Source organism: Glutamicibacter sp. PAEs-4 (assembly GCF_051161755.1).
Classification (GTDB): Bacteria; Actinomycetota; Actinomycetes; order Actinomycetales; family Micrococcaceae; genus Glutamicibacter; species Glutamicibacter nicotianae.
Window position 1 is genome coordinate 2,182,569 of record NZ_CP195017.1, and the last position, 14,188, is coordinate 2,196,756.

The following is a 14,188-nucleotide window of genomic DNA, read 5'->3' on the forward strand; positions in this document are numbered from 1 at the left end:
CTGATGGCCGGGGAAGGTTTTATTAGTTACCTTCCCCGGTCATCGGGTCGGCCATTCGGGTTCCTACACGTCCAGGCAGTGCGGGCCGAGCAGGACCTTCAAATCGCCGAACAGCGCGGGGTTCGGGTTGACCCGGAAGTTCATGCCCAGGCGCATCAGCGAGGTGCCGCGGCTTCCGGTGAGCTTGACCCGCACCTCGGTGTTGCCGCTGTGCGTGCGCAGCACATCGCCGAGTTTCTGCACCAGGGTTTCGGTGGCCTTGTGGGTTGGAATGCCAATGACTACCGGTCCCCCGTTGGCGTCCTCGGAAATTTCCGGGATCATCATTTCCTGCGCGTTCAGGGTGATCGAGCCGTCATCGCGGCGCTGCACGCGTCCCTTGACCACTACGATCAGGTCATCGGCCAGGATCTCGGCGATCGGCTGGTAGGCCTGGCCGAAGAACATGACTTCCATTGAGCCGGAGAGGTCCTCGATCTCGCAGCGGGCATACGGGTTGCCGCTCTTCTTGGCGATGCGGCGCTGCAGGCCGGAAATCATGCCGGCGATCGAAATGATGTGGCCGTCCTGCGGACCGTCGTCCGAGAGCACGTGCGTGACCGGCATATCGGCGTACTGCTCCAGGGCGGAGCCCAGGCCCTGCAGCGGGTGGTCGGAGACGTACAGGCCAAGCATGTCGCGCTCGTAGGCCAGCTTTTCCTTCTTGTCCCAGTCGGGAATGTCGGGGATCGCCACATGCATGGACTCGGAGGATTCCTCGGCACCCAGGGCACTGAACAGGTCGAACTGGTTGGCGGCCTCGTTGCGCTTGACCTGGATCACCGAATCCACGGCTTCTTCGTGGATGGCCACCAGCGCCCGGCGCGGATGCTTCATGGAGTCGAAGGCGCCGGCCTTGATCAGCGATTCAATGGTCCGCTTGTTGCAGACCACGGCCGGGACCTTGCCCAGGAAATCGTTGAAGTCGTTGTAGTGGCCCTTCTCCGTGCGGGCTTCGACCATGCCGGCCACCGCGTTGGTTCCGACGTTGCGGATCGCGCCCATGCCGAAGCGGATGTCCTTGCCCACTGGGGTGAAGTTCAATGCCGATTCGTTGACATCCGGCGGCAGCACGGTGATGCCGATGTGGCGGCATTCGTTCAGGTACAGCGCCAGCTTGTCCTTGTCGTCGCCCACCGAGGTCAGCAACGCAGCCATGTATTCAGCCGGGTAGTGCGCCTTGAGGTAGGCGGTCCAGTAGGAGACGACGCCGTAGGCCGCCGAGTGGGCTTTGTTGAAGGCATAATCGGAGAAGGGCAGCAGGATGTCCCACAGGGTCTGCACGGCCTGATCGGAGTAGCCGTTGTCGTTCATGCCCTGCTTGAAGCCGGCGAACTGCTTGTCCAGCTCGGCTTTCTTCTTCTTGCCCATGGCGCGGCGCAGGATGTCTGCCTGGCCCAGCGAGTAGCCGGCCAGCTTCTGCGCAATAGCCATAACCTGCTCCTGGTACACGATCAGGCCGTAGGTGCCGCCGAGGATTTCTTCCAGCGGCTCGGCCAGCTCCGGGTGGATTGGGGTGACTTCCTGCAACCCGGTCTTGCGCAGCGCATAGTTGGTGTGCGAGTTGGCGCCCATGGGGCCCGGGCGATACAGCGCGATCACTGCGGAAATGTCCTCGAAGTTATCCGGGCGCATCATCTTCAGCAGCGAACGCATCGGGCCGCCATCGAGCTGGAACACGCCCAGGGTATCTCCACGGGCCAGCAGCTTGTAGGCCTCGGGGTCCTCGATGGTCAGGGTTTCGAGATCGATTTTCTTGCCGGTGTTGTACTCGATGTTCTCCAGCGCATCGGAAATAATGGTGAGGTTGCGCAACCCCAGGAAGTCCATCTTGATCAGCCCCAGGCCTTCGCAGGTCGGGTAGTCGAACTGGGTGATGACCTGGCCATCCTGGATACGGCGCATGATCGGGATGACGTTGATGATCGGGTCCGAGCTCATGATCACGCCGGCGGCGTGCACGCCCCACTGGCGCTTCAGCCCTTCCAGGCCCTTGGCGGTCTCGAAGACGCGTGCCGCTTCCGGGTCATTTGCCACCAGGTTGCGGAAATCGCCGGCTTCGGAGTAGCGCTTGGATTCCGGATTGTCGATGTCGTTGAGCGGGATGTCCTTGGCCATCACCGCCGGCGGCAGCGCCTTGGTCAGGGATTCGCCCATGCTGAATGGGTAGCCGAGCACGCGCGAGGAGTCCTTCAGCGCCTGCTTGGTCTTGATCGAGCCGTAGGTCACGATCATCGATACGCGCTCATCGCCGTACTTTTCGGTCACGTACTTGATGACCTCGGAACGACGGCGATCATCGAAGTCGACGTCGAAGTCGGGCATGGAAACACGTTCCGGGTTCAGGAAGCGCTCGAAGATCAGGCCGTGCCTCAGCGGGTCGAGGTCGGTGATGCGCATGGCGTAGGCGACCATGGAACCTGCACCGGAACCGCGTCCCGGGCCTACGCGGATGCCGTGGTCCTTGGACCAGTTGATGAAGTCGGCCACCACCAGGAAATATCCCGGGAAGCCCATCTTGATGATGACGTCCAGCTCGTAGTCCGCTTGCTTGCGCGACTCGTCCGGGATGCCGTTCGGGTAGCGGTAGTGCAGCCCCTTGTCGACCTCCTTGATCAGCCAGCTGGTCTCGTCCTCTCCCGGCGGGCAGGGGAACTTCGGCATGTAGTTGGCGTTGGTGTCGAAGGAGACTTCAACACGGTCTGCGATCTCCAGGGTGTTGTCGCAGGCTTGCGGCAATTCCTTGAACAGCTCGCGCATCTCGCGCGCCGACTTCAGGTAGTAGCCGGTGCCGGAGAAGGCGAAGCGGCTGCCACCCTGGTCGTAGGTGGGCTCGTCGAGCGTGGATCCGGAGTTGATGGCCAGCAGCGCTTCGTGGGCCTTGGCATCGGATTCGTGGGTGTAGTGCAGGTCGTTGGTGGCCACCAGCGGAATGTCCAGTTCCTTGGCCAGGCGCAGCAAGTCCTTGGTGATGCGGCGTTCGATCTCCAGACCGTGGTCCATGATCTCGCAGTAGTAGTTTTCCTTGCCGAACAGATCCTGCAGTTCTGCCGCGGCGGCCTTGGCAGCGTCGTACTGGCCCAGGCGGAGCTTGGTCTGCACTTCACCCGATGGGCAGCCGGTGGTGGCGATTATGCCTTCGTGGTGGTCGTTGAGCAGCTCGCGGTCCCAGCGGGGGTATTTGCCGAAAACGGAGTCCAGCGAGGCGCGGGAAGAACCCTTGAAGAGGTTGTCCATGCCCTTGTTGTTGTACGAGAGCAAGGTCATGTGGTTGTAGAGGCCGCCACCGGAGACGTCATCGCCCTTTTGCGATTCGTCGGTACGCCATTTCACGCGGGTCTTGTCATCGCGTGCGGTACCGGGGGTGACATAGGCTTCGACACCGATGATCGGCTTGACGCCGGCGCCGGTGGCCTGGCGCCAGAAATCGAAGGCACCGAACAGATATCCATGGTCGGTAATCGCTATGGCTTCCATGCCCTGCAGGTTGGCTTCAGCGAAGAGTTCGCCAAGCCGCGCCGCACCATCCAGCATGGAGTATTCGGTGTGGGTATGAAGATGGACAAATCCGTCACGTGTAGCACTCACCCAACCAGTCTAGCGATCAATCCTGGTCTTGGGCTCACCTCGGCGCGGTGCTGTGGCTAGCGCGACACAGGGTGCTGACGGCCAGTGGCCAGCAGCACCTTGGAGGCTAGTATCCGCCGTCGCGAAGCAGCTCGACGGCCCCTGCCAGATCCGCAGGATATTCGCTTTCGTATTCCATCCACTGGCCGGTCACCGGATGGGAAAAGCCCAGCCGCTTGGCATGAAGCCACTGGCGGGTCAGGCCCAGGGCGGCCCCCAGCTTGGGATCCGCGCCGTAGGTCTGGTCTCCGGCGCAGGGATGGCCGAAGGCCGAGAAGTGGACACGGATCTGGTGGGTGCGTCCGGTTTCCAGATGCACCTCGACCAGAGAGGCCCGGCCAAAGGCTTCGATGACCTTGTAGTGGGTGACCGAGTCGCGTCCGCCTTCCAGGACGGCGAACTTCCAGTCGTGGCCCGGATGGCGTCCGATCGGCGCGTCGATGGTGCCCTCCATCGGGTCGGGCAAGCCCTGCACTACCGCGTGGTAGATCTTCTTCGGGGTGCGTTCCTTGAAGGCGCGCTTCAATTCGGTATAGGCGCGTTCGGTCTTCGCTACCACCATCAGGCCGCTGGTACCCACGTCCAGGCGGTGCACGATGCCTTGGCGTTCGGCGGCACCGGAAGTGGTGATGTTGTACCCCTCGGCCATGAGTGCGCCGACCACTGTCGGGCCGACCCAGCCTGGGGATGGATGGGCTGCGACGCCCACGGGCTTGTCGATGACCACATAGTCATCGTCGTCCGCGACAATCTTCAGCTCTTCCACTTTCTCAACCTTAATTTCTAATGGGTCTGCTTGCGGCGGGATGGTGACAACCAGCCGGTCGCCCGCCTTGATTTTCAAGGATTTGGTAATGGTGCGCCCGTTGACCTGGATCTGCGAGTCCTTGCAGAGGCTAGCGGACAAGGTTCGCGGGATCTGCAGGGATCGGGAGATATAGGCATCAAGGCGCGTGCCGGCATCGGCTGGTTCGACCAGCAGTTCGTGTATGGCGGTTTCCTTCGAGATCATGCGCTTGGTTCTGCTTCGCCCTTATCCGCCTGGTCCTTCTTGGGAGGATCGCCAATGCTGCCATCCAGGTTGCGGCCGCGGATGAGCATGTACGCCACGGCGATCATGGAGCAGACAATGAACGAGTCTGCGACATTGAAGATCGCGAAGTGGTTGACGGACAGCATGTCCACCACATGCCCGAATCCGAAACCCGGTTCACGGAAGAGCCGGTCCACGACATTGCCCAGCACGCCTCCGAGCAGACAGCCCAGGGCGATGGCCCAGCTTCTGGCTAGCACCTTGCGGAAGAGCAGGTAGATGACATAGATCGCCACAGCGGATTGCAGGATCGCAAAGACGATCGTGAAGTCTTCGCCAATGGAGAACGCTGCACCGGGATTCAGGATGTAGTGGATGTTGAAGAACCCGGGAATCACTTCGATCGACTGCCCAAGCCGCATGTTCTGCTCAACGATAATCTTGACCGATTGGTCCAATACCAGCGCAATCAGAGCGATCACAAGGCCAAGGCCTACGTATTTCCTGGCCTTAGCGCCCGTGCTCCCGGATTGAACTGCGTCCACAGTGGTACCCATGATTTCCTCTTAAACGTCAACGGTGGTGACCGGAGTAAATCCGTACACCACCGTTGATCTTACTTGATAGCTAGATCAAGCCATGAACTGTCAGCGACTAGTTGGTCTTGCCTGCTGCGCCAGCATCGATCGAACCCTGGGACTCAAGGTCGCGCAGCTGTCCTTCGATGTAGGTCTTCAGGCGAGCACGGTAGTCGCGTTCGAAGCCACGCAGCTGCTCGAGCTTGCGCTCCAGTACCGACTTCTGCTGCTCAAGTGCCGAGAGGGTCTTGCGGCTCTTCTCTTCAGCGGTGGTGACCAAGGTGTTGGCTTCGGTCTTCGCTTCGGAGATGATCTTGTCGCGCTGCTCGACACCGGCGGCGACGTATTCGTCGTGCAGGCGCTGAGCCATGGACAGCACGTTGGCGGCAGATTCTGCGGATTCGGTGCGCGGAGCTGCAGCTGGTGCCGCTGCCGCGGCCGGAGCTGCAGGTGCCTTCTCTGCGGCAGCTGGCTTTGATTCGGACTTCTTTTCCTCGGCTGGCTTGGCAGCCGGGGTTTCTGCCTTTGCGGGCTCTGCAGGCTTGGCTTCTGCCTTCTTCTCTTCAGCTGGCTTGGCAGCAGGAGTAGCTGGAGCGGCCGATACCGGCGCAGGAACAGCCTGTTCCTTCGATACTGAACCCGCATCTTCGCCGAGTTCGGCAAGGCGGCTGCGCAGAGCCTCGTTCTCACCGGTTAGGCGACGCAGTTCCACAACGATTTCGTCGAGGAAGTCATCTACCTCGTCTTGGTCGTAGCCTTCACGGAACTTGGTCGGCTGAAACCGCTTATTGACTACGTCTTCTGGCGTAAGAGCCATTGGGTCACCTCAATACTGGGATCATTTCCGCACGACCATTGTCTTGCCTTGCGAAACACTTACCGTTTTTGTCAGTGTCGCGACCGGTGAAGTCGGAGCACCATTTCCTAAAGGATATAACGATTTGGACAATTATTACGAAATCGAGCTTTCGCGCGAGTCTCTTATTCTCTGAATCTACAGCTTTTGACTGTTCAGGACAATCCCCGTGAAGCACGGAAATGCCCTAATCAGATCCCTGTACTGAGCCCAAGGTTACCTACCACCGCTTTAAGAATGATTACGACGATAAACAACACAAGAAACGACAGGTCAAGGCGGATTCCGCCAAGATCTAGGGGTTTGATCTTCCGGCGCAACCAACGCAGCGGAGGATCGGTAATTGACACGATTGCACTTGCGACAATCAATGCGATGCCTTTGGGTCGCCAGTGGCGAGCAAAGCTTTCCGTTACATCCAACACAATTCTCATCAAAAGCAGAATTTGGAGGATGGCTAACGCGAGATAGATGATCCCGAACACCATTTTGTGCGTTTGCTCCTGGTGTCTTAGCTCTGGTTAAAGAAGGTTGCTTGCGCTTCGGACTGCTTGCGGTCTTCACCGAGAACCTCAACGGTTGCCGGCGAGAGCAGGAAGACTTTGTTCGTAACTCGCTCGATGGAGCCATGCAGGGCGAAAACAAGACCCGCCGAGAAGTCTACGAGGCGCTTGGCATCGGTTTCACCCATGTCGGTGACATTCATAATCACCGGGATGCCGTCACGGAAGTTCTCACCGATGATCTTGGCATCGTTGTAAGAACGAGGGTGGACGGTAGTAATCTGACGCAATTCGGAATCCTCATCCCGTACTGAAGGGGCACGCTTAATAGGGGTGACCGGAGCACGGTATTCCGTCTCTGGTTCTCTAGCTTGAGTTTGCGGCGCAGCTGGCCTCGCGGCAGGCTGTGGGCGTGGGGCTTCGGCAGGTCGCTTCGGAGCAGTGTCCTCAACCACCCGAACTTGGGTTTTGGGCTCAGCGTTTTGTGTCTGGGTCTCGTCCTGCTCGACGGCATCCGCCAAGCCGAGATAGACCATTGCCTTACGCAGTCCGTCAGCCACGATGTTTCTCCTCGTTTATCCCATGCATGCAACCCCATTGCATGCTTCCGCTAACTTCGACGCTACCGCACAAAATAATGCTGGCATCGTTCATTCGTTCAATTATTGGCGGTGTGTCGCGCACGCCTACGCAGCGGTCCAGATGAGACCGGCAAGGCGTCCGGAACGGCTTGAGCGTCGGTAGGAATAGTAGTTCTCATCTTCCAAAGTGCAAACTCCGGATTGCCGGACATCGACTCCGAGTCCGCGCAGCTCATCTTCGGCTGATGCCGGAAGATCCAGTCCCGGAGTTCCCCAGCGCGTCGCGGTGCGAATCCCGGGTCTCAACTGCTCGGATTCCTGGGCCATATCTTCGGGAACTTCATAGCATCGCCCGCAGATCGATGGGCCAATCACAGCTTCCATCACATCGGCACCATGGGCTCTCAGGGCCTCGACGGTATTTTCCAGAATCCCGTCGAGCAGACCGCGCCGCCCGGCGTGGGTCGCCGCACTCAGGGTCTGCCCGCTTTGCGAGTTCCGGCCAACGAACAGAACCGGAAGGCAATCGGCCACCATTACCGCCAGGGGTTGGGCACCCGTGGCGTCCAGCAAGCCGTCGCAAGTTGGCGCTGCTGGTTCCAGCCAAGACGTGCGTTGCACCGGCTGCACTTCATGGACATCGGCGGAGTGCACCTGGTTCATGAAGTTCAGCGAGAAGCGTCGAACCCCGATCAAGTCTTCCAGCCTGGCCCGGTTCTCCGCCACGAGGCGGGGATCGTCGTTCACGTGCAGGGCGAGGTTGCCCTCGGCCTGCGAAGTGAATGCCAGTTGGATACTCGGATCGAGGTTCGACGCGAAATGTAGCACTGCTCAGCTTCTTGCTGTTTTTACTTCAGGAAGTCCGGGACATCCAGGTCGTCGTTGGAGCCGTTCAGGTCCGAGTCGACAACATCTGGAAGGTCCTGGAAGGAGCTGGACTGCTCTGCGGCAGCTGGCTTCTCCTGGGCAGCCTGGGCTGGCTTCGCAGCTTCGGTTGGAGCCGGTGCCGGGGTTTCAGGAATGCTTGCTGGCACCTGTTCGGCCGGGCGCGAGGACACAGCTGGCTTTGCTGCGGCCGGGGCCATTGGCTTGCTGGTGACATCTGGCTCGTCGAAGCCGGCAGCAATCACGGTGACGCGTGCTTCATCGCCCAGGGCGTCGTCGATGACGGCACCGAAGATGATGTTGGCTTCCGGGTGGGCAACTTCCTGCACCAGACGTGCAGCTTCGTTGATTTCGAACAGGCCCAGATCCGAGCCGCCCTGGATGGAGAGCAGAACGCCATGGGCGCCATCGATGGAAGCTTCGAGCAATGGCGAAGCGATAGCCAATTCGGCGGCCTTCACTGCGCGATCTTCGCCCCGCGCCGAACCGATGCCCATCAATGCCGAGCCGGCGCCCTGCATGACGGACTTCACGTCGGCGAAGTCGAGGTTGATTAGACCCGAGGTGGTGATCAAGTCGGTGATGCCCTGAACACCGGAGAGCAGAACCTGGTCTGCCTGGCGGAATGCGTCCAGCACCGATACGTTGCGGTCCGAAATGGAGAGCAGTCGATCGTTAGGGATAACAATGAGGGTATCGACTTCGTCACGCAGAGCTTCGATTCCCGACTCGGCGGAGTTCGCACGACGACGGCCTTCGAAGGTGAATGGACGGGTGACCACACCGATGGTCAGCGCACCAAGCGAGCGGGCGATGCGTGCCACGACCGGCGCGCCACCGGTACCGGTGCCGCCGCCTTCGCCGGCGGTCACGAAGACCATGTCGGCGCCGCGCAGGACATCTTCGATTTCTTCTACGTGATCTTCTGCTGCCTGGCGTCCCACATCCGGGTTGGCGCCAGCGCCCAGGCCACGAGTCAGTTCGCGTCCTACGTCCAGTTTGACGTCGGCATCACTCATAAGCAGAGCCTGGGCATCGGTGTTAATGGCGATGAATTCCACGCCCTTGAGACCGACTTCGATCATTCGATTGACTGCGTTTACACCGCCACCGCCGATTCCGACGACTTTAATGACCGCGAGGTAATTCTGTGGAGCTGCCACGTCCCGCTTCCCTTGTTAGATGTGCTACATATTTCACGACTCCAGCCAAAAACCTTAACCTTTAGCCTTAAGGTTAAGAATCTGTCAAGCTGTCGTTATTAGAAACGCTATGAGTCGAGTGGTCTTTCTGCAACGACCGCCTAGGCGTGTCGCTTATTCAAGACTATCTTTCCAGAATTTCTTGGCTTATTGGTCTTCCCGCGCCCAGAGCGCCGCGACTTAATACACCACGGGATTTTCCGGGTTGGTGACGTCGATTGTCGTCTTGGCCGCATGCTTTTTCTCGAGCTCTTTCAAGAAAATCAGTGCAACTTCATTTTTCAGGGCCGCCTTCTTCGCGTCTCCCCAAATCAACGTGCGGTTCTTCGGCAATGCCAATTCGGCAAAGCCGGCCTTGGACAGCGATGCGGTTGACACTTCTTCGAGCACTTTCTTGTCAACCGTGCTCAAGATACCGGTCAGCAGCTTGAACTGCTCAGCATCGGCAGTGACGTCACTGGCCTTAATCTTGGGAAGCTTGTCCTTGTCCTTCTTGCCGACGGTGCGAAGCTTCTTGCCTGTCTCGGAAACCAGGTATTCCTTCTTGCCTTCCAGCAAGATCGCCACCGGGACGGCTTCGATCACCTCCACCACCAAGGTATTGGGCATCTGCGCCTTGACTACGATCTCATTGATGGCGGGCTGGTCTCCGATAAGCTCCTGGACCTTGGCTTCGGAGATCCGCGGCAGCGGGGTGCCCTTCAGCGGTTCCAGGGACTCCCCCAACTTCTTGGAATCCACCAGCTTGGTGCCAGTGACTTCAATCTTCTTGGCAGCGATCACCGGCGAGAAGCTCAAGATCAGAACTGCAGCGAGGCTGAGCACGACAATGCAGGCCGCGACAATAATCAGGATCTTGCGCCGCTTCTTCTCCGGGTTCTCCGGAAGTTCTACGACTTTTGCTGCTTCACCCATGGATCACCTTGGTAGACGGAATGGGGCCGATCGCTGCGGCCCGGGACTCTGGACGGAAGTTGTCAGCTCAGGGACTTCACGATGTCTGGGCCCAGCGCGGTAACATCTCCAGCGCCAATGGTCATGATGACATCGCCCGGCTCGGCCTGCTCAACCGCATGCGCAACCGCGGCTGCCGGCACCAGAACCTGCGACGGGACTTCGATGCGCGAGGCAATCAATTCGCTGGTTACCCCTTCGATCGGCTCTTCACGTGCCGGATAGATATCCAGCACGGCTACCGAATCAGCCAAGGACAAGGCCTGCGCAAATTGGCGGTAGAACTCCTGGGTGCGGCTGAACAGGTGCGGCTGGAAAACAACGTGCAGCCGGCCGTTGCCTGCCACGGTGCGACCTGCAGTCAAAGCAGCCTGCACTTCGGTTGGGTGGTGCGCATAGTCGTCGTAGACCCGGACACCAGCAGCCTCTCCCTTGAATTCGAACCGACGGGCTGCACCGGAAAAGCTGGAGAGCGCCTGCAGCGCTTCGTCGACATCCATGCCTGCGTCGATGCCGACTGACAGCGCGGCGGCCGCGTTGAGCAAATTGTGCTGGCCGGGCACTGCCAGGTCCATGATCCGGCTCTGTCCGCTGCCCCATTCGATGGTCGCGGTGAACCGGCCATCGTCGGTGGCGCGGGCGTCGGACAGCCTGCGGTCGGCATGTTCACTGAAGCCATAGGTCTGGACCCGGATATCCGGGCGCTCTGCGCGCATCTTGTGCGCCAAGGCATTGGCTCCTTCATCGTCGGCGCAGCAGATCAGCAGGCCGTCGGCTGGCAGCAGCCGGGCGAAGTCGACGAAGGCCTGGTGCACCGCTTCAGCAGTGCCGTAGTGGTCCAGGTGATCGGCCTCTACGTTGGTCACGATGATGACGTCCGGCCGGTAGTTGAGGAAGGAGGCATCGGATTCGTCGGCTTCCGCCACAAAGTAGGACCCGGCACCGAGTTCGGCGTTGGTGCCCAGGCTTGGAATGTTCGCGCCTACCGCGAAGCTTGGACGTGCGCCGATGGTCTTGAGCATGTGCGCGGTCAGCGAAGTGGTGGTGGTCTTGCCATGGGTGCCGGCGATGGCCACGATCTTCTCGTGGCCGCGCATCGTTGCTTCCAGGCCTTCGGAGCGGTGCAGGATGCGCAGTCCGCGACGCACGGCTTCATCGTATTCCGGATTGCCTGCTTTGATGATCGAGGAAATCACCACGGTGTCAGCGTCGCCCAGGTTCGCGGCATCGTAGCCTACATGGATGCGTGCTCCTCGCGCGCGCAGCCCGTCGAGCACCGGCAGATCCTTGGCATCGGTTCCGGAGACGGTCAGTCCGTAGTCGAGCATCAGCCGTGCAACCGCTGATACGCCAACCCCGCCTACACCCATCAGGTGCACCTTGCCCAGATCGGAGTTCAGTTCGTCGGCTCGCAGTGCCATGGTTCTAGCCTTCCTGACCCGCACGGCGGCGGGTTGAAACTTCTTCAATAATCCGTCGCGCCATGATCTGCGCGGCGTCGCGCTGCCCCAGTGAGGCGGCGGCGTGAGACATCTTTTCAAGTTTATGCTGATCGGCCAGCAGATTGATGACATTTTCGGTGATATAGGACTTTGTGAATTCAGCGTCAGAAACCAGGACCGCTCCCCCGGCGGCTACCAGTTCACGGGCGTTGAGCTTCTGCTCGCCATTGCCGATAGGCAGCGGGACCAAAACCGAGGCGGTACCGGCGACGGCCAATTCGCAGACTGTGCCTGCACCGGAGCGGCAGATCATCAAATCCGCGACTGCGTACGCGTAGTCCATGCGATCCACGTATTCGATCTGGGTGTATCCCTCATGGACGAGCTGCTCGCCGGCAGCATCGCGAACCTGCTTGTCGCGTCCGGTGATGTGGATGGTGTGGATGCCAGCTGCGTCCAGCTCGTCAAGGGACTGCGCAATGGCTGTGTTGATGCTCTGCGCTCCGGAAGATCCACCGGTAACCAGCAGCACTGGCTTCTCGCCGGCGACACCGAAGTGCTCGCGGGCTGCTTCGCGCAATTCCGCCTTGACCATGGTCGCCACGTTGGAGCGCATCGGCATGCCTACCTGCACCTCGCCGGGCAGTCCTGTGTTGGCGAAGGTGGTTCCGACAAATGCAGCGTTCTTTGCGCCCAGCTTGTTGGCCATGCCCGCAACGGAGTTCGCCTCGTGCACGAAGATCGGCAGCTTCAGCTGCTTCGCGGCCAGGTAGGCCGGAGTGCAGACGTATCCTCCTACGCCCAGAACCGCTTCGGCCTTGGTGGCGCGCAGAACCTTCTTGGCGTTATTGACTGCCGTGATGAAACGGAATGGGAACTTGAGCAGATCGGCGTTGATGCTTCGCGGCATCGGTGCCTTCGGAACGAATTCCAACGGGTAGCCGGCTTCGGGCACCAGCTTCGTTTCCAGGCCTCCGGGAGATCCCAGGGCAGTGACCTGTGCGTCAGGCTGCTCGGTCTTCACGGCATCAGCGATGGCCAGCATGGGCGAGATATGCCCGGCTGTTCCGCCGCCGGCGACCACTAGGCGAAGTGCTTCGCTCATTTGTTGCTGTACTCCTTCGACCTGCCTGGGGCAGGATCAATGTCCACCGCATATCCGGCGATGGGTCTCTGCTTCTGATAACGGCCGGTTGCGGCCCGCTATTTGGTTTTCTTGCTCTTGGCCGGCTTCTCGTCCAGCTTCGCTTCGAATTCACGTTTCTGCGCTCTGGCTGAAGAGAGGACAAACCCCATGGCAAGCATGATCGCGAGCATTGCCGAGCCGCCGGAGGAAATGAACGGCAGCGGAACACCGATCACCGGAAGCACTCCGGTGACGGTACCCAGGTTGACGAAGGTCTGGCCGATTACCCATGACATCAAGCAGCCCATGAGCACCTTGGTGTACAGGTCGTTGGCGCGCGCAGCGATGCGATACATCGCCAAGGCCAGCAGGATGAACATGACCAGGACGAAAAGCACGCCGATCAAGCCGAATTCCTCGCCCAGGATGGAGAAGATGAAGTCGTTCTGCGCTTCGGGGACATAGGACCACTTCATGCGGGACTGGCCGGCACCCACGCCGAACCAACCGCCAGAGGCGAAGGCATGCAGGCCCATGCTGGCCTGGTAGCAAAGGTCATTGCTCGGACCGCAATCGGTATCCAGCCAGGCGAGGATGCGCTGCCGGCGGTTGGACGAAGCCAGGATCGCTATGGACAAGCCCGCGACGCCAACCGCGGAGAACGCCGCGAGCCACTTCATCCTGATGCCGCCAAGGAACATCGCCGCGGCAATGATCATCAACAGGACCAGGGCGGTACCCACATCCTTGCCGACCACTACGAGGCCAACGATGAGGACGCCAACCGGAGCCACGACGGGGACGATCAGGTGCTTGATGTCGTGAAGCATGTGCTGCTTCTTTTCCAGCATGAATGCAGCGAATACTGCCAAGGCGAGTTTGGCGAACTCGCTGGGCTGCAAGCCGAAGCCGCCGATGCGGATCCAGTTCCGGTTGCCGAGTACCGTGTGGCCAAGTGGCGTGAATGCGACGAGGAACAGCAGGATGAACGCCGCGATCACGGAGGGCCACGCCAGCCGTTTCAGCACTTCCGGCTTGATGCGCTGCATGATCAGCATGCAGACAATGCCCAGCGCGGCGAAGCCGCCCTGGGCCAGTGCCACGGTGAAGCCGTCCCGGCCTTTGGCGATCGCTTCCACCGATGCCGATGACTGGACCATGATCACGCCGAAGACTGCCAGCGCGATGGAACCCACGAGAACCAGCCAGTAGTCGGTGGAGGCCATGCGCCCGCTGGAGTTCTCCACGGTGCTGAGCATTTTGCCGAATCGCGCGTACCAAGGAATCTTGGCTTTGGATCCCGCTGGCTTCTTGCTCGATTTCATCGCCATCGGTGCCTCCTGCCTTGGTTTCGTTTGTTCG

At 60.1% G+C, this 14,188-nt stretch carries 12 protein-coding genes; all 12 read right to left on the reverse strand.

Annotated elements, in window-relative coordinates:
* Positions 1–63: 63 nt before the first annotated feature.
* A complete protein-coding gene (gene dnaE / locus ACR9WD_RS10290; protein ID WP_434922037.1) occupies positions 64–3,627 on the reverse strand; it encodes a DNA polymerase III subunit alpha in 3,564 nt (1,187 codons plus the stop codon).
* A gap of 106 nt (positions 3,628–3,733) precedes the next feature.
* Positions 3,734–4,678: an RluA family pseudouridine synthase gene (locus tag ACR9WD_RS10295; protein WP_073706021.1), complete on the reverse strand. Its 945-nt coding sequence runs from the start codon at positions 4,676–4,678 to the stop codon at positions 3,734–3,736.
* Entirely contained in the window at positions 4,675–5,256 is a 582-nt protein-coding gene (gene lspA / locus ACR9WD_RS10300) for a signal peptidase II (RefSeq protein WP_083586591.1), read from the reverse strand. The genes ACR9WD_RS10295 and lspA overlap by 4 nt, the downstream gene beginning before the upstream one ends.
* Positions 5,257–5,353: 97 nt before the next feature.
* Positions 5,354–6,094, reverse strand: coding sequence for a DivIVA domain-containing protein (locus tag ACR9WD_RS10305; protein ID WP_434922038.1), 741 nt, complete (start codon positions 6,092–6,094; stop codon positions 5,354–5,356).
* 230 nt (positions 6,095–6,324) lie between these two features.
* On the reverse strand, positions 6,325–6,621 hold the full coding sequence (locus ACR9WD_RS10310) for a YggT family protein (RefSeq protein WP_073706020.1): 297 nt from the start codon (positions 6,619–6,621) through the stop codon (positions 6,325–6,327).
* A 23-nt stretch (positions 6,622–6,644) separates the two neighbouring features.
* A complete protein-coding gene (locus tag ACR9WD_RS10315) occupies positions 6,645–7,196 on the reverse strand; it encodes a cell division protein SepF (protein ID WP_038990516.1) in 552 nt (183 codons plus the stop codon).
* Positions 7,197–7,322: 126 nt separating this feature from the next.
* Positions 7,323–8,045, reverse strand: coding sequence for a polyphenol oxidase family protein (locus tag ACR9WD_RS10320; RefSeq protein ID WP_121867022.1), 723 nt, complete (start codon positions 8,043–8,045; stop codon positions 7,323–7,325).
* A 20-nt stretch (positions 8,046–8,065) separates the two neighbouring features.
* On the reverse strand, positions 8,066–9,265 hold the full coding sequence (gene ftsZ, locus ACR9WD_RS10325) for a cell division protein FtsZ (protein WP_073706018.1): 1,200 nt from the start codon (positions 9,263–9,265) through the stop codon (positions 8,066–8,068).
* Positions 9,266–9,484: 219 nt separating this feature from the next.
* On the reverse strand, positions 9,485–10,219 hold the full coding sequence (locus tag ACR9WD_RS10330; RefSeq protein WP_073706017.1) for a cell division protein FtsQ/DivIB: 735 nt from the start codon (positions 10,217–10,219) through the stop codon (positions 9,485–9,487).
* A 62-nt stretch (positions 10,220–10,281) separates the two neighbouring features.
* The gene (murC, locus tag ACR9WD_RS10335) at positions 10,282–11,679 is read right to left on the reverse strand and encodes a UDP-N-acetylmuramate--L-alanine ligase (protein WP_434922039.1); all 1,398 of its coding nucleotides are present in this window, start codon (positions 11,677–11,679) and stop codon (positions 10,282–10,284) included.
* Between the two features lie 4 nt (positions 11,680–11,683).
* The gene (gene murG / locus ACR9WD_RS10340) at positions 11,684–12,805 is read right to left on the reverse strand and encodes an undecaprenyldiphospho-muramoylpentapeptide beta-N-acetylglucosaminyltransferase (protein ID WP_434922040.1); all 1,122 of its coding nucleotides are present in this window, start codon (positions 12,803–12,805) and stop codon (positions 11,684–11,686) included.
* A gap of 98 nt (positions 12,806–12,903) precedes the next feature.
* The gene (ftsW, locus tag ACR9WD_RS10345) at positions 12,904–14,157 is read right to left on the reverse strand and encodes a putative lipid II flippase FtsW (protein ID WP_434922041.1); all 1,254 of its coding nucleotides are present in this window, start codon (positions 14,155–14,157) and stop codon (positions 12,904–12,906) included.
* Positions 14,158–14,188: the final 31 nt, after the last annotated feature.

Bases quoted from the DNA above. Each gene is read 5' to 3' on its own strand.
- ACR9WD_RS10295 (WP_073706021.1), bottom strand. From the start codon at position 4,678: ATGATCTCGAAGGAAACCGCCATACACGAACTGCTGGTCGAACCAGCC.
- lspA (WP_083586591.1), bottom strand. From the start codon at position 5,256: ATGGGTACCACTGTGGACGCAGTTCAATCCGGGAGCACGGGCGCTAAG.
- ACR9WD_RS10305 (WP_434922038.1), bottom strand. From the start codon at position 6,094: ATGGCTCTTACGCCAGAAGACGTAGTCAATAAGCGGTTTCAGCCGACC.
- ACR9WD_RS10310 (WP_073706020.1), bottom strand. From the start codon at position 6,621: ATGGTGTTCGGGATCATCTATCTCGCGTTAGCCATCCTCCAAATTCTG.
- ACR9WD_RS10330 (WP_073706017.1), bottom strand. From the start codon at position 10,219: ATGGGTGAAGCAGCAAAAGTCGTAGAACTTCCGGAGAACCCGGAGAAG.
- murC (WP_434922039.1), bottom strand. From the start codon at position 11,679: ATGGCACTGCGAGCCGACGAACTGAACTCCGATCTGGGCAAGGTGCAC.
- murG (WP_434922040.1), bottom strand. From the start codon at position 12,805: ATGAGCGAAGCACTTCGCCTAGTGGTCGCCGGCGGCGGAACAGCCGGG.
- ftsW (WP_434922041.1), bottom strand. From the start codon at position 14,157: ATGGCGATGAAATCGAGCAAGAAGCCAGCGGGATCCAAAGCCAAGATT.